Annotated in this window: 14 protein-coding genes and 1 pseudogene; 8 read left to right on the forward strand and 7 right to left on the reverse strand. The window is 63.9% G+C overall.

What is annotated here, in order from left to right:
• The first annotated feature begins 418 nt into the window (after nt 1-418).
• From MOV74_RS12495 to MOV74_RS12505, 3 genes are all read left to right on the forward strand, one after another.
• A complete protein-coding gene (locus MOV74_RS12495; RefSeq protein ID WP_246922054.1) occupies nt 419-2,227 on the forward strand; it encodes an alpha/beta hydrolase in 1,809 nt (602 codons plus the stop codon).
• A gap of 64 nt (nt 2,228-2,291) precedes the next feature.
• The gene (locus MOV74_RS12500; RefSeq protein WP_246922057.1) at nt 2,292-2,690 is read left to right on the forward strand and encodes an MAPEG family protein; all 399 of its coding nucleotides are present in this window, start codon (nt 2,292-2,294) and stop codon (nt 2,688-2,690) included.
• A 20-nt stretch (nt 2,691-2,710) separates the two neighbouring features.
• On the forward strand, nt 2,711-3,577 hold the full coding sequence (locus MOV74_RS12505; protein ID WP_246922060.1) for an ornithine carbamoyltransferase: 867 nt from the start codon (nt 2,711-2,713) through the stop codon (nt 3,575-3,577).
• 33 nt (nt 3,578-3,610) lie between these two features.
• Here the strand turns inward: MOV74_RS12505 and MOV74_RS12510 are convergent, their stop codons facing one another.
• From MOV74_RS12510 to MOV74_RS12525, 4 genes are all read right to left on the reverse strand, one after another.
• Entirely contained in the window at nt 3,611-4,204 is a 594-nt protein-coding gene (locus MOV74_RS12510; protein WP_246922063.1) for a bifunctional 2-polyprenyl-6-hydroxyphenol methylase/3-demethylubiquinol 3-O-methyltransferase UbiG, read from the reverse strand.
• A gap of 174 nt (nt 4,205-4,378) precedes the next feature.
• The gene (argC, locus tag MOV74_RS12515; protein WP_246922066.1) at nt 4,379-5,362 is read right to left on the reverse strand and encodes an N-acetyl-gamma-glutamyl-phosphate reductase; all 984 of its coding nucleotides are present in this window, start codon (nt 5,360-5,362) and stop codon (nt 4,379-4,381) included.
• A complete protein-coding gene (locus tag MOV74_RS12520; RefSeq protein WP_246922069.1) occupies nt 5,359-6,024 on the reverse strand; it encodes an FMN-binding negative transcriptional regulator in 666 nt (221 codons plus the stop codon). The genes argC and MOV74_RS12520 overlap by 4 nt, the downstream gene beginning before the upstream one ends.
• Nucleotides 6,025-6,248: 224 nt before the next feature.
• Nucleotides 6,249-6,779: a DedA family protein gene (locus tag MOV74_RS12525; protein ID WP_246922071.1), complete on the reverse strand. Its 531-nt coding sequence runs from the start codon at nt 6,777-6,779 to the stop codon at nt 6,249-6,251.
• 273 nt (nt 6,780-7,052) lie between these two features.
• On the opposite strand from MOV74_RS12525, the gene parE reads away from it, so the two are divergent.
• From parE to MOV74_RS12545, 4 genes are all read left to right on the forward strand, one after another.
• Nucleotides 7,053-9,095: a DNA topoisomerase IV subunit B gene (gene parE, locus MOV74_RS12530; RefSeq protein WP_246922074.1), complete on the forward strand. Its 2,043-nt coding sequence runs from the start codon at nt 7,053-7,055 to the stop codon at nt 9,093-9,095.
• 441 nt (nt 9,096-9,536) lie between these two features.
• Complete coding sequence (locus MOV74_RS12535; RefSeq protein ID WP_246922077.1) at nt 9,537-10,319, forward strand: outer membrane protein; 783 nt, start codon at nt 9,537-9,539, stop codon at nt 10,317-10,319.
• Between the two features lie 300 nt (nt 10,320-10,619).
• A complete protein-coding gene (locus MOV74_RS12540) occupies nt 10,620-10,805 on the forward strand; it encodes a hypothetical protein (RefSeq protein ID WP_246922080.1) in 186 nt (61 codons plus the stop codon).
• A 21-nt stretch (nt 10,806-10,826) separates the two neighbouring features.
• Nucleotides 10,827-11,597 (forward strand): SDR family NAD(P)-dependent oxidoreductase, encoded by a 771-nt coding sequence (locus MOV74_RS12545; RefSeq protein WP_246922084.1) that lies wholly within the window; start codon nt 10,827-10,829, stop codon nt 11,595-11,597.
• Between the two features lie 102 nt (nt 11,598-11,699).
• Here MOV74_RS12545 and MOV74_RS12550 read toward each other — a convergent pair whose 3' ends face one another.
• The 3 genes from MOV74_RS12550 to MOV74_RS12560 form a co-directional block, all read right to left on the reverse strand.
• A complete protein-coding gene (locus MOV74_RS12550) occupies nt 11,700-12,464 on the reverse strand; it encodes an outer membrane protein (protein ID WP_246922095.1) in 765 nt (254 codons plus the stop codon).
• A gap of 179 nt (nt 12,465-12,643) precedes the next feature.
• A complete protein-coding gene (locus MOV74_RS12555; RefSeq protein ID WP_246922098.1) occupies nt 12,644-13,891 on the reverse strand; it encodes an FAD-dependent oxidoreductase in 1,248 nt (415 codons plus the stop codon).
• A 1,133-nt stretch (nt 13,892-15,024) separates the two neighbouring features.
• On the reverse strand, nt 15,025-16,539 hold the full coding sequence (locus MOV74_RS12560; protein ID WP_246922101.1) for a caspase family protein: 1,515 nt from the start codon (nt 16,537-16,539) through the stop codon (nt 15,025-15,027).
• Between the two features lie 199 nt (nt 16,540-16,738).
• Between MOV74_RS12560 and MOV74_RS12565 the strand changes: the two are divergent.
• A pseudogene (locus tag MOV74_RS12565) lies at nt 16,739-17,340 on the forward strand (AraC family transcriptional regulator); the annotation flags it as partial.

The following is a 17,340-nucleotide window of genomic DNA, read 5'->3' on the forward strand; positions in this document are numbered from 1 at the left end:
CAGGTCGTGCACCGGCAGGTAGGTGCCGGGCTCCCTAGGATGGGCCTGCGCGTCCGCGGGCGTCATGTCCGCGAGCTGGCTCGAGCAGCCGCCCATGGCGAGCGCCGCAATCAGCAGCGCGCTGCGGATCGGCAGCGTCTTTTGCAGGTCCCATAACGCAAACACTTGGGAAATCCCCTACTCGTCCCAAAGCACGGCCCCGGGCAACCTTACCCAAGACCGCGCCCAAGCTCAAACCATTGCTGCCCGAATGGCGAGAGCGAGAAAACAGCCATTGCCCACCAAGCCGAGCGGTGCGGCCCGAATGTGACAGAACCAAGAAGATTTGTCGCACTGCAACACATCTTCGAGAGTGTTTAACGCCAAACATGCGAGCTTCGCGGTGACGAATACGGAATGAGTTGTTACTGTTCTGCTCATGAGTATGGCCACGACCGATACGCCCAAACCCGAAACGAAGTTCGATGCGGAAGCCTTCGCGATGAATGTCGCGCGGGCGATGGAGAGTGGCGGCAAGGCGCTGGCCGCTTACCTCAAGCCGCGCGAGAGCGGCGAGGTGCAGGATCGCCCGCCAGCCGAGCTGGCCGAGGTCGTCAAGACCTTCACGTCGGTCGCCGAATACTGGTTGTCGGACACGTCCCGCTCGTCCGATCTGCAGACCAAGCTCGCCAAGGACTATCTCGACCTCTGGGGCTCGGCGGTGCGCCGCATGGCCGGCCAGGACGCCCCGCCCGCGATCGCGCCCCACCCCCGCGACAAGCGCTTTGCCGACCCGGAATGGAAATCGAATCAGTTCTTCGATTTCGTCATGCAGCTCTATCTGCTCACGACCAAATGGGCGCAGGAGCTGGTGCGCGATGCCGAAGGGCTCGATCCGCAGACGCGCCGCAAGGCCGAGTTCTACGTCCAGCAGGTCATCAATGCGCTGTCGCCGTCGAACTTCGTGCTGACGAACCCGGAGGTGCTGCGCGAGACGGTGGCGAGCAGCGGCGAAAACCTCGCGCGCGGCCTGACGATGCTCGCCGAGGACATTGCGGCCGGCAAGGGCATGCTGAAGATCCGCCAGTCCAATCCGGACAACCTCGTCGTCGGCGTCAACATGGCGACGACGCCGGGCAAGGTGATCTACCAGAACGAGACGATGCAGCTGATCCAGTATTCGCCGACCACGGAGACGGTGCTGCGCACCCCGCTCCTGATCGTGCCGCCCTGGATCAACAAGTTCTACATCCTCGATCTCAAGCCGGAGAAGTCCTACATCAAGTGGTGCGTCGATCAGGGCATCACCGTGTTCGTGATCTCATGGGTCAATCCCGACAAGCGGCTCGGCAACAAGAGCTGGGAAGACTACATGAAGGAAGGCCCGCTCACGGCGATGGACGTGATCGAGAGGGTCACCGGCGAGATGAAGGTGCACGCCGCCGGCTATTGCGTCGGCGGCACGATGCTGGCGACCACGCTGGCCTGGCTCGCCGAGAAGCGCCGCCAGCGCGTGGCGTCCGCGACGTTCTTCGCCGCCCAGGTCGACTTCACCCATGCCGGCGATCTCCTCGTGTTCGTCGACGAGGAGCAGATCGCAGCCCTCGAACACGACATGAAGACGGCCGGGGTGCTCGAAGGCTCGAAGATGGCGATGGCCTTCAACATGCTCCGCTCAAACGATCTGATCTGGTCCTACGTCGTCAGCAACTATCTGAAGGGCCAACAGCCGAGCGCGTTCGACTTGTTGCACTGGAATTCAGATGCGACCCGCATGACCGCGTCGAACCATTCCTATTATTTGCGCAACTGCTATCTGGAGAACCGGCTCTCCACCGGCACGATGGTGCTCGACAACACGCTGCTCGATCTCTCCAAGGTCAAGGTGCCCGTCTACAACCTCGCCACCCGCGAGGACCACATCGCGCCGGCGGAATCGGTGCTGTACGGCTCGCAGTTCTTCGGCGGCCCGGTGAAATATGTGCTGTCGGGCTCGGGCCACATCGCGGGCGTGGTCAATCCGCCGGCCTCGAACAAGTATCAGTACTGGACCAACGACAACATCAAGGACGTCAACGTCGCACAGTGGATGAAGGGCGCCGTGGAGCACAAGGGCTCGTGGTGGCCGGACTGGCGCGAATGGTTGCGCGGGATCGATCCGGAGGAAGTCCCGGCGCGCAGCGTCGGCAGCGACGCCCTGCCCCCGATCGAGGACGCGCCCGGCAGCTATGTCAGGGTCCGCGCATAGCGGAATCTTCCGCGCTTTTGTATAGACTCGCGCTCAACGCAGCGACGACAGAGGGGATCGAACCATGACGCGCGAATTGTTCTGGCTGACACTGACGGTGATCCTGACCGGGATCCTCTGGATTCCCTATATGGTCAACCGCTGTCAGGTTCGCGGCCTCGGGAGCGTGATGGCCAACCCCAACCGGAACGACAAGGCACAGGCCGACTGGGCGACGCGGCTGATGTTCGCGCACGACAACGCGGTCGAGAACCTCGTGATCTTCGCGCCGCTGGTGTTGATCCTCAACGCGATCGACTATTCCACCAAATGGACCGTGCTCGCCTGCGCCGTCTATTTCTGGTCGCGCGTCGCGCATCTGATCGTCTACGCGCTCGGCGTCCCGATCTTCCGCACACTGGCCTTCACCGTCGGCTTCCTCGCCCAGGCCGTGCTGGCACTGGCGATCTTCAAGGTGCTTTGAGCGCGCCCGGATGCGGGCTCATGCATAGCGAATCCAGCCGGGATTTTCTCCGGTTTCAGGACCTCGACGGGGACACGATCCTGTCCATCGTCGATCGCGCGCAAGCCCTGGCGACGGCATGGGATGGCCGTGCCATGCCGCAAAGCCTCGCCGGAAAGCGCGTGGCTGTTATCGCCGACGACAGTGGGTGGCGGAACACGACCGCATTCGATCTCGGCGTGAGAGCCATGGGAGGCATCTCGGTACAGCCTCCCATCAGGTTCAATGTCCATGAAACGACGCCTGATCTCGCCAAGTATCTCGACAACTGGTTCGACATCCTGGTCGTGCGCACTCGGGAATTGTCGACCTTGCACGAGCTGGCATCGAGCGCGACCGCGCCGGTCGTCAATGCGAGAACGCAATCAAATCATCCTTGCGAGACGCTGGGCGATCTCGCTTATGTCAAAAGCAGGCGCGGATCGCTCGAAGGCCTGAGGGTGGCTGGCGTGGCACCCGACGCCAACATTCTCCGCTCCTGGGTTGAAGCGTCCATCGCTCTGCCGATCAAGGTCGCCCAGGCCTATCCAGTGGTTTGGCATGTCAGGGACATCGCAAGTCCGGGGTTCACCGCGAGCACCGATCTGGAGGCAGTGTACGATGCGGACGTGATCATCACGGACTGCTGGCCTGCCGGCGCGCAACACGATCAACTCGCGCGGTACCGGATATCGGCCGCGCTCCTCGACAGATGCCGCACGGATGCGATCTTCCTCCCCTGCCCGCCGGTGACCAGGGGACAGGAGGTCACGGCCGATGCAATGGGCCACGCCACCTGCCAGAGCACGGCCGCGAAGGCGTACCTTCTGCATGCGCAGAACGCCCTGCTGGAGTGGATCGCCGCATAGTTCGTGCCGGCGGTCTTCGAGACATCAGATGGATCAAGTCACCGCCTTGCGAACGACGAGATTCAGCATGCTGGCTGGCGTCTGATCGAAGCTCTGGATCACGCTGGTATCGGATGAGAGCGTGATCCACGGTCCCGCGCTGGCGTAGGTCGCTTCAAGCCACTCGGGCGACACATAGCTGTAGTAGCGGCCAAGGCTGTCCCTGCCGTCGCTTTCGCCCATCTTGTAGCTGGCATAGAACACACCGGACGGCTTGAGCGCGCGATGGATCCGCCCAAGGATGCCGGCGAGCTCGTCGCGCGGCACATGCAGCAGACAGGCGCTCGCCCAGACGCCGTCATAGGCCTGTTGCGCTTCGAGTTCGTCGAACCGCATCGTCTCGACGGGATGGCCGAGCCGCCGGGACGCGATCTTCGCCATTTCGGGCGAGCCGTCGGTGGCACGCAGTGAAAAACCCTCCGCCAGCATCACCGCCGCATGATTGCCGGCGCCGCAGCCGAGTTCGAGGATTGCGCCACCGGGCGGCAACAAGGCGAGGAAGCCCGTTAGCCGCGCCGACGGCGCTTTCGCCCAATCCGCATAGGACCGGGCGTTCTGCCGATAGAACTGCAGGGTGGTCTCGTCCATTCTAACGTTCGTTTCCGAGGTCCCGCCTCAATTGTCTCATGTCCCGGACAAGGCACAGCACGACAGTGATGTGCCCAGAGCCGGGACCCAGAAGTCGCGAACAAAAGAATAGGCCCAGGCTCTGCAGCGCATCACTGAAGAAGTGCTGCGCTGCGTCCGGGGCACGAGGCTGCCTTACTCCTCCGGCAATCCAAGCATCAGCCGCATGTTCTGCACGGCTGCGCCCGAGGCGCCCTTGCCGAGATTGTCGAGCCGCGCGACCAGCACGGCCTGCTGATATTTGTCGCTGGCGAAGACGTAGAGCTCGAGCATGTTGGTCTCGTTGAGCGCCTCCGGCTCGATCCGGCCGCCCTTTGACGCCTCGTTCTGGAGCGGCATCACCGAGACGTACCTTGAGCCGGCGTAGCGCTTGGCGAGCGCGGCCTGAAGGTCCCCTCCGCTCGGCTTGCCCGGCAGCGTGTCGAGCTGGAGCGGCACCGAGACCAGCATGCCCTGCCGATAGTTGCCGACCGAGGGAATGAAGATCGGCCGCCGCGTCAGGCTCGAATAGAGCTGCATCTCCGGCAGATGCTTGTGCTCGAAGCCGAGACCGTAGAGCTCGAAGGACGGCGCGCTGCCGTCCTCGAAGCTTGCGATCATCGACTTGCCGCCGCCGGAATAGCCGCTCACCGCGTTGACGGTGACGGGATAATCGGGCGGCAACAGGCCGGCATCGACGATCGGCCGCAGCAGCGCGATCGCGCCGGTCGGATAGCAGCCGGGATTGGAGACCTTCCTGGCGGCCTTGATCTTGCTGGCCTGGTCGGGCGTCAGCTCGGGAAAGCCATAGGCCCAGTCGGGCGCGACCCGATAGGCGGTGGAAGCATCCAGCACTTTCGGGCCTGAGGCGCCCATGCTGTCGACGAGCGCGACCGTCTCCTTGGCGGCGTCATCCGGCAGGCAGAGGATGACGAGGTCCACCTCCTCCATCAGCGCCTTCTTGGCGGCGGGATCCTTGCGTTTGTCATCGGCGATCGTCTTCACGACGACGTCGTTCTGGAGCTTCAGCCGCTCGTTGATGCCGAGCCCGGTGGTGCCGGAGCCGCCATCGACAAAGACGGTTGCCGGTTTTTTCGCCGCGCCGGTGATCGGGGCTTTCGTGGTCTCAGCGAGGCTCATGACGCGCTCCTTTCGAGCTTGTTCGTGTCGTGTTCGAAAACTTGCGGCCTTGCCTGCCGCATCAACTGTGAGATCTGCCTGGCGTCGGCATCGCCGGCGCTGAGCGCATTCGAGATTGCCGCATAGTCGGCGTCGGATTTGTGCTGGTTGAGCTTGAAGCTGCCTTCGACCTCTTCAACATTCATCACCAGACCCACGATCGCCTTCTTCATCGCTTCGAGCCGGCCCGCCGTCATCTTGCCCGACGTCCACGGCTTCTTCGGCAGCAGCCAGTGCTCGAACTTGTCGCTGAGCGTGTCGATCTGCACCGACAGCTCGTCATCCGACAACAGCCGCACCGGCCCGCTCAGATGCACCGACTGGTAGAGCCAGGTCGGCACCTGGTCCGGCGAGACGTACCAGTCCGGCGATACATAGGCATCGGGGCCGTTGACCGCGAGCAGCCAGGACGCATCGCCGCCCGCAAGCTTTAGCAGCGGATTGTGACGGGCGACATGAAACGCGGCCTGCGGCGTCCCATCGGCGGCGTAGGTCAGATAGAACGGCAGCGGGGAAGCGACCGGCTTCTTTCCGTCGAAAGCGCACATGGTGCCGAAGCCGCGCTCTTCGGCGAACTTCAGGCTTGCGGCGCGGTCCTGCTTGAAAAAAGGTGGCGTGTACATCGTGGTCTCCTGCTGGGCCTCCTTGGGGGCCGCCGGATCAGATCGCGCTGACAGGAGAGAGAATGCCGCGGATCGGATCCAGCGGCAAAGACGATGATCTCAAACGCGATCGACCGCCCAAACCGCAAGATTGCGGCGGCGGCGACGGGCGAACAGGATGGTCGCGGCGTTGATCATGGCGCGCGGCTATAAGGCCAGATCCGATTCCCGTCAAGGTTTGGAGGTCAGATCACCCGCCAGATCCATTCCATGATCTTGGCAAGCACGTCACCGAACAGCAGCAGCACGGCCGACCAGACCAGGGCCGAGACGAAATTGGCGGCCTGGAAACTCCAATAAGGCATCTCGAAGATGCCGGCCGCGAGCGGCACCGAGGCGCGCAGGGGGCCGAAGAACCGGCCGATGAAGATGCTGGGCACGCCCCAACTCCGCACGAAGGCCTCACCTCTGGGCAGGAGTTCCGGATAGCGCGAGAGCGGCCACATCTGGGCGACCCTCTCCTTGTAGCGGAAGCCGAACCAGTAGGAGACCCAGTCGCCCAGCGCCGCACCGAGGCCGCCGGCGATCCAGACCGGAAAGAAGCTGATGCCGCTCGCCCCGATCAGCGCACCGATTCCCACCAGCGCGCCCCAGGCCGGTACCAGCAGCGAGATGAAGGCGAGCGATTCTCCGAACGCGAGCAGGAACACGATCGGAGCCGCCCAGGCCTGGTGAACGCGCACGAAATCGGCCAGGGCGTGCGCAAACTGCTCCATCAAAAATAGCCTTCCCGCCCCGTCTCAAGGTGCTGCTCGATGAAAAAGACTGGTAAGCCAAGCACTTGTGTGACATCAAGTCACAAAACCCCGCTCGGCACAGCCTGGCAGGTCAAATTGCCGGGAATTGGAGGGGCTGCGGCGTAAAATCGCCGGGATTGGCCCTCAACGACACCGCCCGGCCCGCCCTGCGATAACCTTTCCAAGTCAGAAGTGGCATAGTCGGCCCAATCGATTCGCCGCCCATGCGGCCCTCAAAACGCATCAAGATATATGTCCAAGCAGTTGAAACCCAAAGCAAAAGACGACTTTTTCGGCGGCGATGAGCCGAAACTCCGCGCAGCCAAGGCGGCGCCGCGCGCGAGCGGCGGGGAAGCCGACTACACCGCGGCCGACATCGAGGTGCTCGAAGGCCTGGAACCGGTGCGACGCCGGCCGGGCATGTATATCGGCGGCACCGATGAGAAGGCGTTGCATCATCTGTTCGCCGAAGTCATCGACAACTCGATGGACGAGGCGCTGGCCGGACACGCGACCTTCATCGGAGTCGAGCTCAGCGAAGACGGATTCCTCACCGTCACCGACAACGGCCGCGGCATCCCGATCGATCCGCATCCGAAATTCCCGAAGAAGTCGGCGCTTGAAGTCATCATGTGCACGCTGCATTCGGGCGGCAAGTTCGACTCCAAGGTCTACGAGACGTCAGGCGGCCTGCACGGCGTTGGCATTTCCGTGGTGAACGCCCTGTCCTCGCGTCTCGAAGTGGAAGTCGCGCGCGGCCAGAAGCTGCATCGCATGATTTTCGAGCGCGGCCATCCCAAGGGGAAGCTCGAGGACCTCGGCAAGGTCAACAACCGCCGCGGCACGCGCGTGCGCTTCAAGCCCGACACCGACATCTTCGGCGCCAAGGCCGCGTTCAAGCCGCAGCGCCTGTTCAAGATGACGCGCTCAAAGGCGTATCTGTTCGGCGGCGTCGAGATCCGCTGGAACTGCGCGCCCGACCTGCTCAAGGGCATCGAGGACGTGCCGGCCGAAGCGACGTTCCACTTCCCCGGCGGCCTCAAGGACTATCTGGCGGCCGCGATCCACGCCGACACGCTGGTGCATCCCGACATCTTCTCCGGCAAGTCGGGCCGCAACGGCGCGCACGGCGCCTGCGAGTGGGCGGTGGCCTGGACCGCGGATGCGGACGGCTTCCTCTCCTCCTACACCAACACCGTGCCGACGCCGGATGGCGGCACGCATGAATCCGGCTTGCGCAGCGCGCTGCTGCGCGGGTTGAAGGATCACGCCGAGCGCGTCGGCCAGGGCAAGCGCGCAGCCTCCATTACCTCCGAAGACGTGATGGTGGGCGCAGCCGTGATGCTCTCGGTGTTCGTGCGCGAGCCCGAATTTCAGGGCCAGACCAAGGATCGTCTCGCGACCGCCGAAGCGCAGCGCATCGTCGAGCAGGCGATGAAGGATCCGTTCGACCATTGGCTGTCGGGCAATCCGAACATGGCCAACAGGCTGCTCGACTTCGTGATCGACCGTGCCGAGGAGCGGCTGCGCCGCCGTCAGGAAAAGGAAACCGCGCGCAAGACCGCGGGCAAGAAGCTGCGCCTGCCCGGCAAGCTCGCCGACTGCACCGATGCCGGCACCGAAGGCTCAGAGCTGTTCATCGTCGAGGGCGACTCGGCCGGCGGCAGCGCCAAGCAGGCGCGCGACCGCAAGACGCAAGCGGTGCTGCCGTTGCGCGGAAAAATCCTCAACGTCGCCTCCGCCGGCAAGGACAAGCTGACGGCGAACGCGCAGCTCTCCGACCTCGTGCAGGCGATCGGCTGCGGCCAGCTCCTGCAGTATCGCGAAGAGGATCTGCGCTATCAGCGCATCATCATCATGACCGACGCCGACGTCGATGGCGCCCACATCGCCTCGCTGCTGATCACCTTCTTCTACCGGCAGATGCCGCGGCTAATCGACGAGGGCCACCTCTTCCTCGCGGTGCCGCCGCTCTACAAGCTGACCCACGGCTCGAAATCGGTCTACGCGCGCGACGACAAGCACAAGGAGGCGCTACTCAAGAGCGAGTTCAACGCCAACGCCAAGGTCGAGGTGAACCGCTTCAAAGGCCTCGGCGAGATGATGCCGGCGCAGCTCAAGGAAACCACCATGGATCCGCGCAAGCGCACGCTGCTCAAGGTGGTGCTGCTCGCCGACGATCGCGACACCACCGCCGATTCGGTGGAGCGCCTGATGGGTACCAAGGCCGAGGCGCGCTTCGCCTTCATCTCGGACAAGGCCGAGTTTGCCAGCGAGGAATTGCTGGACGTCTGAGCCCTCGGGCCGTGTTCCGTTCAAGAGCCTCGGCGAGAGCCGGGGCTCTTTTGTTTGGGGGGACGCCGCCTTTTTATCGATGACGCCGGCCGAGGGTCCGCACGGCCATGAGCGATTCCCGGCGCCGCCAACGCGACTCGGCCAACGACTCACGGCGCTGAAGCTGAGGCGGGACTGCCTCCATTTCGGACAACGCCCAACCTCCTAACAAAACCTTACCCGGGCCAGAGATTTCGAAATCTGTGTAAGTTGCTGACTCTACGAGGTTATTTATGGATCCGAGAGCCACGCCTCAAATGCACGCTCAGCGGCGTTTTCCGGCGACTGTGCCTAGCCGGCAACAGCATTTCGGCGGGAAACGTCTATAGTCCGGGTCATCAGATGAAACGAACTTCAGCGCGCTCGCGCCTACTACGACAGACCAAGGTTGGGGATTTTGACATGAAGAAGACTTTGCTCGCTCTGACCGCTGTTGCGGCGATGACCGGTTCGGCCTCGGCCGCTGACCTTGGTGCCCGTCCCTACGTGAAGGCTCCGATGCCGGCGCCCGTCGCCAACTGGACCGGCTTCTATGTCTTCGGCGGTGGCGGCGGCGGCCTCTCCAATGCTGACCAGCATGTCCAGACCACTGTCGGCGCGATTCCGCTGACGATCGACCAGCGTCAGGGCGGCTCCGGTTGGTTCGGCACCGTCGGCGCCGGTTACGACTGGCAGTTCAGCGGCACCTGGGTCGCCGGTGTGTTCGCTGACGGTCAGTTCGGCAGCCTCCGCGCAACCATTCAGGATCCGATCGCTGGCATCACCGGCAACCAGAAGCTGGAAACCTCCTGGGCCGCGGGTGTGCGCCTCGGCTGGTTGGTGGCCCCGAACGTTCTCTCCTACGTCAACGGCGGTTATTCTGGCGCTCACTTCGGCCAGACCAATTTCACGACCCTCGGCGGCACCCCCGCTGGCATCCATCTGAACAGCTACAATCGCAACGGCTGGTTCGTCGGTGGCGGCGTCGAGAACAGCCTGAACATCTTCGGCATCACCTCGCCCGGCTGGTTCATGAAGACCGAGTATCGTTCGGCCTTCTACAACGCCAAGACCCAGAACGAGCTGTTCGACGGTACCAACGCGCTGGTGGGCCGCGATATCCGCGCCAACAGCTGGAACCAGACGATCTCGACCTCGCTGGTCTATCGCTTCAACTGGACCGGTCCGGTCGTCGCGAAGTACTGATCTGATCTCACGATCAAACGTCAAAGCCCCGGCATCGTCCGGGGCTTTTTCGTTGTGAGCGCGCCGGCAGCCGGTGCTCGCCTCCAACGACGGCACGCAGCGGTGAGCTGAGCTTCGATCACCCCACCGTATCGGTGATAGCCCTGCCCTGCGCATCGCGACGTGTGCCGGGCGTCGCCGCTGCCGGCGCCGCCATTGTAACCGAAGCAAAGCTGCGGTTACTGTGCGCCCCAAGCTTTCGAGACCGCAGCATCGTAGATGCCGCGAGTCGCGACGGAAGCGGACCGATGGGGGGAATGCATGCGCAGATTTCTGCTTGTAGCAGGCCTGTTCGCCCTCGCCATCGGGCTGCTCTGGATCGGACAGGGCACGGGCACCGTCCCCTGGCCGCGATCGAGCTTCATGGTCAACCAGCTGCAATGGGCCGGCTATGGCGCCGCCATGGCCGGCTTCGGGCTGGTGCTGATCTGGCAGAGCAACCAATAAAAGAAACCAGGGAATACAAGCATGACATCCAGCCGGTTCGATCTCCGCGGCAAGGTCGCGGTCGTAACAGGAGGCAATGGCGGCATCGGGCTCGGCATGGCGCGCGGCCTTGCCGACGCCGGCGCCGACATCGCCGTGGTCGGACGCAACGAGGCGAAGTCCAACGCAGCTGTCGAAGATCTCAGGCAGCGCGGCGTCAAGGCGATCGCGGTTGCGACCGACGTCACCGACAGGGCAGCGATCGAAGCCATGATTGCGCGCGTGGTGACGGATCTCGGCCGCATCGACATCCTCGTCAACAATGCCGGCATGAGCATCCGCAAGCCGCCGCACGAGCTCGAGCTCGACGAGTGGAACAAGGTGATCGACACCAACCTCACCAGCGCCTTCCTGTGCTCGAAGCTCGCCTATCCGGCCTTGAAGGCGTCAGGCAACGGCAAGGTGATCAACATCGGCTCGATGATGTCGATCTTCGGTGCGAGCTTCGCCACTGCCTATGCGGCGAGCAAGGGCGGAATCGTGCAGTATACGCGTGCCTGCGCCAACGCCTGGGCGCCTGACAACATCCAGGTCAACGCGATCCTGCCGGGCTGGATCGATACCGACCTCACCCGGGGCGCGCGGCAGCAGGTCTCGGGATTGCACGAGCGGGTGCTGGCGCGCACGCCTGCGGGGCGCTGGGGCGACGTCGACGATTTCGCCGGCATCGCCGTGTTCCTGGCATCGTCCGCGTCGAACTTCGTCACGGGCACCGCAATCCCCGTCGATGGCGGCTTCTCGGTGATGGCCTAAGGCCGGGCGGCACCACGCAAAAAAGAAGCCCCGGTCGAAGCCGGGGCTTTTGAATTTTGGCAGTGCTTTTTTTGATCGTTGGTCGCGTTGCGGTCGACGTGCTCAGTAGCGGGCGATGGTCGGCGCGTCGAACTTGTAGCTCGCGCGCACGACGGCCCACTGGATATCGCGCGGCTTGGCGTCGAAGGTGTAGTTGGTCGTGGTGCCCCCGAGCTGATAGGTCTGGCTGCCGAAAGCCGCGTAATTGTACTCGAGGCCGACGATCCAGTTGCGGGTGACGCCGTATTCCCAGCCGGCGCCGACGGTCCAGCCGTTGGCCCAGTGGGTCTGACCGCCCGAACCAGCCGTGCCGACGGTGTCGCTGACCGAGAGACGGTTGTTCACGCCGGCATAGCCGCCCTTGATGTAGAAGAGGTTGTTCTGCACGGCGAAGCCGGCGCGGCCGACGACCGTTGCCAGAACGTTGGCACGCCAGGAGAACACGTCGTCACCGGCGCCAAACACGGTGTTCGTGAACGAGCCCTTGTTGTTGAGGCCGGAGATCGTGCCTTCCATGCCGAACACGTAGTTGTTGGCCTGCCAGTTGTAGCCGATCTGGGCGCCGCCCATGATGCCCGAGTTGCGCTGACGGAAACCTTCTCCCGGAGAGAGATCGCCGAAGCCGCCGCTGTTGCCGTTGTTGATGAACTGCTCGTTGGTCCATGCGCCGCCGATGTGGCCGCCGACATAGAAGCCGGTCCAGTTGAACAGCGGCTCGGCGTAAGCTGGCGCCTTCGCGTAGCGCGCGCCGAGATCGGCGGCGGAGGCCGCGCCCGTCGAAACCAGAGCGGTCGTGCAGGCGAAGGCGGCAATCAATTTATTACGCATGGTACACCCCGTGTCCTTTGATAGGCGCAAGGTCACAGACGGGTGTTACTAAAATTCGAATCAACAAAGTTAACGCAGCGCAGGGGCGCGCGCCGGTCCGAAAATCCGTGGGTGCTGTTGCACGCTCGCAACGCCGCACGCGTGATTTAACGCGAAATTATCCCTACCGACTCCCTGCGCTACGATCCCGACGCCGCCCTCGAATGCACGTGCTCGGGCCGCACGCCGAGCGCAAGCAGGCGCGCCGGAATGCCCTGGAGCCACGGCAGTGCGGTGATGAGGCGCACGATCAGCGGCACCTTGAGCGGCCGGTCGCCCGACTGCAACGCGCCGCTGATGATGTTGTTCTGCACGATCTCCTGCATCCGCTGCGTCATCTTCACCGGAAACTCGCGGCGACGCCTGATAGCATCGAGATCGTTCTCGGACGGGCAGCCGTGTTGCATCTTGTCGGCCAACAAATTGGCGGTCGCGACCGCATCCTGCACGGCAAGATTGACGCCGACGCCGCCGATCGGCGACATCGCATGCGCGGCGTCGCCGATGCAAAGCAGGCCCGGTCGCGTCCAGCGCTTAAGGCGGTTGATCGCGACGGTCAGCAGCTTGACGTCGTCGAAGCTCTTCACGTCGGCGATTCCTGATCGAAGGATCGGCGCCATGCGTACGACGTCGTCGAGCAGCGCCTGCAGTCCCCTCGCCTTCACTGCCTCGTGCTGGCCCTTGGCGATGACATAGGCGCATTGCCAATAGTCGCCGCGATTGAAGGTAATCATCATCTTGCCGGGCTCGACGCGCGCGAACACGTTTTCTGTCTCGTCGGATTTGCGGCCGGCGCGGAACCACAGCACGTCCATCGGTGCGCCGATCTCCTCGACGGCAAGGCCGGCGCGCTCGCGCACCGTCGAATGCCGGCCGTCGCAGGCTATGGTGAGATCGGCCTCGATGGCGAGGATGCCGTCAGGTGTTTTCGCCCGCACGCCGGCGATGGTCTCGCCGCAGCGGATCAGATCGACCGCCTCCGTGCTCATCATCACCTCGAGCGAGGCAAAGCGCCGGCCGGCCTCGCGCAGGAAGTTCAGGAAGTCCCATTGCGGCATGAAGGCGATGAAGGGGTATTTGGTGTTGAGCCGGCTGAGATCGGCGATGCGCACCGGCGTGCCGCCGAACAGGCCGTCCATCTTCTGCAAGCGCTGATGCGGCAGTTTCAGGAACTCGTCGATCAGGCCGAGTTCGTCCATGACTTGAAGCGTCGAGGGATGCACGGTGTCGCCGCGAAAATCGCGGAAGAAATCCGCATGCTTCTCCAGCACCACGACCTCGATGCCGGCCCGTCCCAAGAGATATCCGAGCATCATGCCGGCCGGTCCGCCGCCGACAATGCAGCAGCGGACTTTTTTCGTCCGGTTCGATTGTTGGTCGGATGCCATTGGAGCCACGATCCGCGATGTGAGTATCGATCAAGATATGGCGGACAATGTAACGCCGATTCCGCTCCAACGGAGCCTGAATCTGGATGCGCGGTGTCGCGCTGGCCGGCAGCTCTGAGCACGCCGCTTCCGTTCCCGGGAATAAGCCGCGCCCCCTATTGTTAATGGGAGATACGACCCAAAAGGGGCATCAGAGGGAACGTTCAACGTGGCATGGTTGCTTGCAGGTGTCGCAGCCTGGCTAGCCGTCAACATCGCGCTCGTCTATCTGCGCACGCGCCGAAGCCGCGATGCGGAAGAGAGCGAGTCGAGGACCTAGCTGTGTCTGCGACGAGAGCCGCGCCTGCGTGGGCGTCCGCGTCAGGGGCGCCGGTTGCCACATGCGAGGCAACAGATAGGCCCGCACGGCGCGGGCCTATCCTGGACGGGAACTGGATTATTTCTGATCTTCATTGCTGGTCCCGCTGCCCGGGCTGCCGATCGGCAACCCGTTGGGGGCATGGCCGGCACCAGCGTTCCGCGCAGCTTGCGCCGCTGTCGGCGACGTGCCGTTCGCGGTTGGCGGCTGAACGTTCGGATTGCTCTGGTTCGTGTTGGTGCTGACGTTGGCCCCGGTGGTGGTGCCATGCGTCCCCATCCCTGAAGGAGCCGACGGCCCCGAATTGGCGCTGCTCGATGATGTGCCCATTCCGGCACCTGAGCTGGCCGCAGATCCCGCACCGCCGGTACCCGTCCCTGCAGCGGAGCCGGCACTGGCACCGCCACCCGCGCCACCTCCGCCTCCGCCCCCAGCACCACCACCTCCCTGAGCATAAGCGGTTGTCGAAAGCGCAGCGCAGGCGAAGGCTACGAGGATGGACTTGCGGATCATGGATCGTCTCCCTGGTTTGGTGGACAATCCAGGGACCCGAGGAGTTGTTCCTTTGTGCGAGCTTGCCGAACTTCTTTCGCTTCAGTTGCAGGAAGCCGAAGCCATCAGCTTTCGTCGCTCTGCCAGAAGCTCAGTGATGGTTGGACGACGACCGCAAATGCTGCAAGGGCTTGGCTCCAAGGTGAATTTAACATGCCTCTTGAAGCACAGTTCCGTTAGTCCACTCCCTCGGGGTCGCGACGCAACCGACAAGGAGTCATCATCAATTGTTACTCCGGTTCGCGCTGCGGAAACTCTTGATCTCCGAGACGCTGCCGTCGCGATAAGTCAGCTCCACCGAGACGGACTGCGTGGCGGGAGCGAGCTTCATGTAGAGCGGCATGCCGGCGGTGATCGCGCTGGGGTCGCGCATGTCGCACGGCGGCATCTTCAGCACCTGGTTGGGCACGGCGGTGTCGATCCCGATCCGCACCTCGCGGATGGCGCAGCGATAGGACACGAGGTGCGTGTAGTAGACGAGCAGCCCGTTGAACTCGCGGAACGACAGCCAGCTCGTCGCAGTCATGTCGAGGATCTTGCGCTGGTCGCGGATCAGCGCGGCCTCGGGATCGAACCTGATTGGGAACGGCCCCTGCATGTCGCCGGACTGATCGACATAGCGGACCTCGATGGTGCCCGCCTGCGCATCCGGCGGCAACTCGATCGACGGGTTCGGCATGCGCTTGCGCGTGCGCGGATCGAGCGTGTCGATGAAGCCGGTCTCCCGGAAATCGCCCTTGCCGGCCATGCGCCAGGAAATGCCCAGCGCCGGGTCGGCGAAGGAGAACACCACGCTCCAGCCGCCATTGTGCCGCGAGAAGCTCGCGATCGGCGCGTTGGTGGCCTCCTCCTTCGGCAGCTGCGGCACCGACACCGGCGGCAGCGCTGCGAGCTTCTGCGGCGGCGGGTCGTCCGAACGCGCGACGGCATCCTTGGCAAGGCCGCTGAGGAACACGTCGTCGACCATCTGGTCGAAATAGACAGGCACCTGCCTATGCTTCACGGTATCGGCCATCTCGCTGACGGCCCGGCGGGTGCGCTGCGCCACCTGCACGAGATTCTCGCCGGGCTTGAGCAGCTCCTTGGCGAAGGTGCGCGTGAACACCGAATTGGGATTGGCGTCGTCGTTGGACAGACGATCGAGCGCGGTCTGGCGGGGACCTGCCGAGAACACCGAGAACACGCCTTCAGGCAATTGCGTCATCGGCGCAAGTCCGCCGCCACCGGCGACAGCGCGGGTGCCCTTGCGCTCGAACGGGTTGTTGCGGCAGGCGTCGAACACCAGGATCGACGTTCGCGCCTTCTTGTTCTGAAGACGCTCGACGATGCGGTCGGCCAGGATGGAGGCGTCGCGCACCAGCTCTTCCTGCCCTTCGGTCGCCGACGGCACGTCTGTGGGCAGCAAATAGTTCTGCCCCGCGATCTCGAAGCCGTGGCCGGCGTAGAAAAAGAACGCGGTATCGCCGGGCTCGATCGCCTTGTCGAAGGCGAGCAAGGTCTCGGAGAATTGCTGCCGGCTCTGGTTCTCTGCGACCATCACCGAGAAGCCGAGCTGCTTCAGCGTATCGCCCATGGTGCGGGCGTCGTTGACCGCCTTGAGCAGCTTCGGGACATTCCTGTAGTCGTTGTTGCCGACGACGAGCGCGACGCGCTTCTCGGCATGGGCGGGAAGAGCGAAGCCGCTCAGGCCCGCCACCAGGCCAAGGGCCGCCAGAATTCTGAAAAGCCGACGCGTCATCGCAAGATTCCCGTTGCAGAACGGCCGCAGGCCGCTTCCTTCGAACAGCAGTTCATTGGACCCCCTGCCGCTGTGTGATAGTCGGCCCAGGCGTAATGGCGGTTCAAGGGACCTGGGCTTCGGTTCCATGATCTGGCTATGGCAGATTCCCGCGGAATCTGCTCTTTCTAGGGCGATTGCGCTGCAAGCGGGGGCTGCCGTGTATTGGTGTACCGACGAGGTCGAGCCGAATGATCGCTTCGACTATTGGCGCGAGGTGCGCTCCAAGGGATTGTTCGGCGTCACCGCCGAGCTCGAGCGCGAACAGCGCGCGGACTTCTTCGGCGAATTCTCGCTGCGCCAGCTGGGCGGCGCCGGCCTTGTCGAGCTGAAGGCCTCACCCTACACGGTGGAGCGCAGCACGACCGACATCGCCTACGCGCCGGGCGACGCCATCTGCGTCTATCAGCAGCTCGGCAGCGGCGGCTGGTTCGGCGGCATGCGCGGGAGCGACTTCGCGATCGCCAACGGCAGTTTCGCCACCAGCCATACCGACCTGCCCTACCGCACCGCGCCGCTGGGCGCCGGGGGCTTCCACCTTCGCATCCTGAAGATTCCGCTCAGCAGCATCCCGGCGCAGGACAAGCGCATGCGCGAGCTTTCGCCTCGGACGTTCGGCGATCCCACCCTGGCGCCGCTGCTCGGGGCCTGCTTTGCCGAGCTCGGTGAAGCCTCCGCGGATCAGGCCAGCGAAGCGACCTCCCTCGTCCAGGCTTTGGCCCATCTGGCGCTGATCGAGCGCGGCATCGTCAGGCCCGGCAG

It is taken from the genome of Bradyrhizobium sp. SHOUNA76 (assembly GCF_023006445.1).
Classification (GTDB): domain Bacteria; phylum Pseudomonadota; class Alphaproteobacteria; order Rhizobiales; family Xanthobacteraceae; genus Bradyrhizobium.

What these genes read in the sequence shown, in the direction of transcription:
- MOV74_RS12495 (WP_246922054.1), top strand. Translation starts at nt 419, where the DNA reads ATGAGTATGGCCACGACCGATACGCCCAAACCCGAAACGAAGTTCGAT.
- MOV74_RS12500 (WP_246922057.1), top strand. Translation starts at nt 2,292, where the DNA reads ATGACGCGCGAATTGTTCTGGCTGACACTGACGGTGATCCTGACCGGG.
- MOV74_RS12505 (WP_246922060.1), top strand. Translation starts at nt 2,711, where the DNA reads ATGCATAGCGAATCCAGCCGGGATTTTCTCCGGTTTCAGGACCTCGAC.
- MOV74_RS12510 (WP_246922063.1), bottom strand. Translation starts at nt 4,204, where the DNA reads ATGGACGAGACCACCCTGCAGTTCTATCGGCAGAACGCCCGGTCCTAT.
- argC (WP_246922066.1), bottom strand. Translation starts at nt 5,362, where the DNA reads ATGAGCCTCGCTGAGACCACGAAAGCCCCGATCACCGGCGCGGCGAAA.
- MOV74_RS12520 (WP_246922069.1), bottom strand. Translation starts at nt 6,024, where the DNA reads ATGTACACGCCACCTTTTTTCAAGCAGGACCGCGCCGCAAGCCTGAAG.
- MOV74_RS12525 (WP_246922071.1), bottom strand. Translation starts at nt 6,779, where the DNA reads ATGGAGCAGTTTGCGCACGCCCTGGCCGATTTCGTGCGCGTTCACCAG.
- parE (WP_246922074.1), top strand. Translation starts at nt 7,053, where the DNA reads ATGTCCAAGCAGTTGAAACCCAAAGCAAAAGACGACTTTTTCGGCGGC.
- MOV74_RS12535 (WP_246922077.1), top strand. Translation starts at nt 9,537, where the DNA reads ATGAAGAAGACTTTGCTCGCTCTGACCGCTGTTGCGGCGATGACCGGT.
- MOV74_RS12540 (WP_246922080.1), top strand. Translation starts at nt 10,620, where the DNA reads ATGCGCAGATTTCTGCTTGTAGCAGGCCTGTTCGCCCTCGCCATCGGG.
- MOV74_RS12545 (WP_246922084.1), top strand. Translation starts at nt 10,827, where the DNA reads ATGACATCCAGCCGGTTCGATCTCCGCGGCAAGGTCGCGGTCGTAACA.
- MOV74_RS12550 (WP_246922095.1), bottom strand. Translation starts at nt 12,464, where the DNA reads ATGCGTAATAAATTGATTGCCGCCTTCGCCTGCACGACCGCTCTGGTT.
- MOV74_RS12555 (WP_246922098.1), bottom strand. Translation starts at nt 13,891, where the DNA reads ATGGCATCCGACCAACAATCGAACCGGACGAAAAAAGTCCGCTGCTGC.
- MOV74_RS12560 (WP_246922101.1), bottom strand. Translation starts at nt 16,539, where the DNA reads ATGACGCGTCGGCTTTTCAGAATTCTGGCGGCCCTTGGCCTGGTGGCG.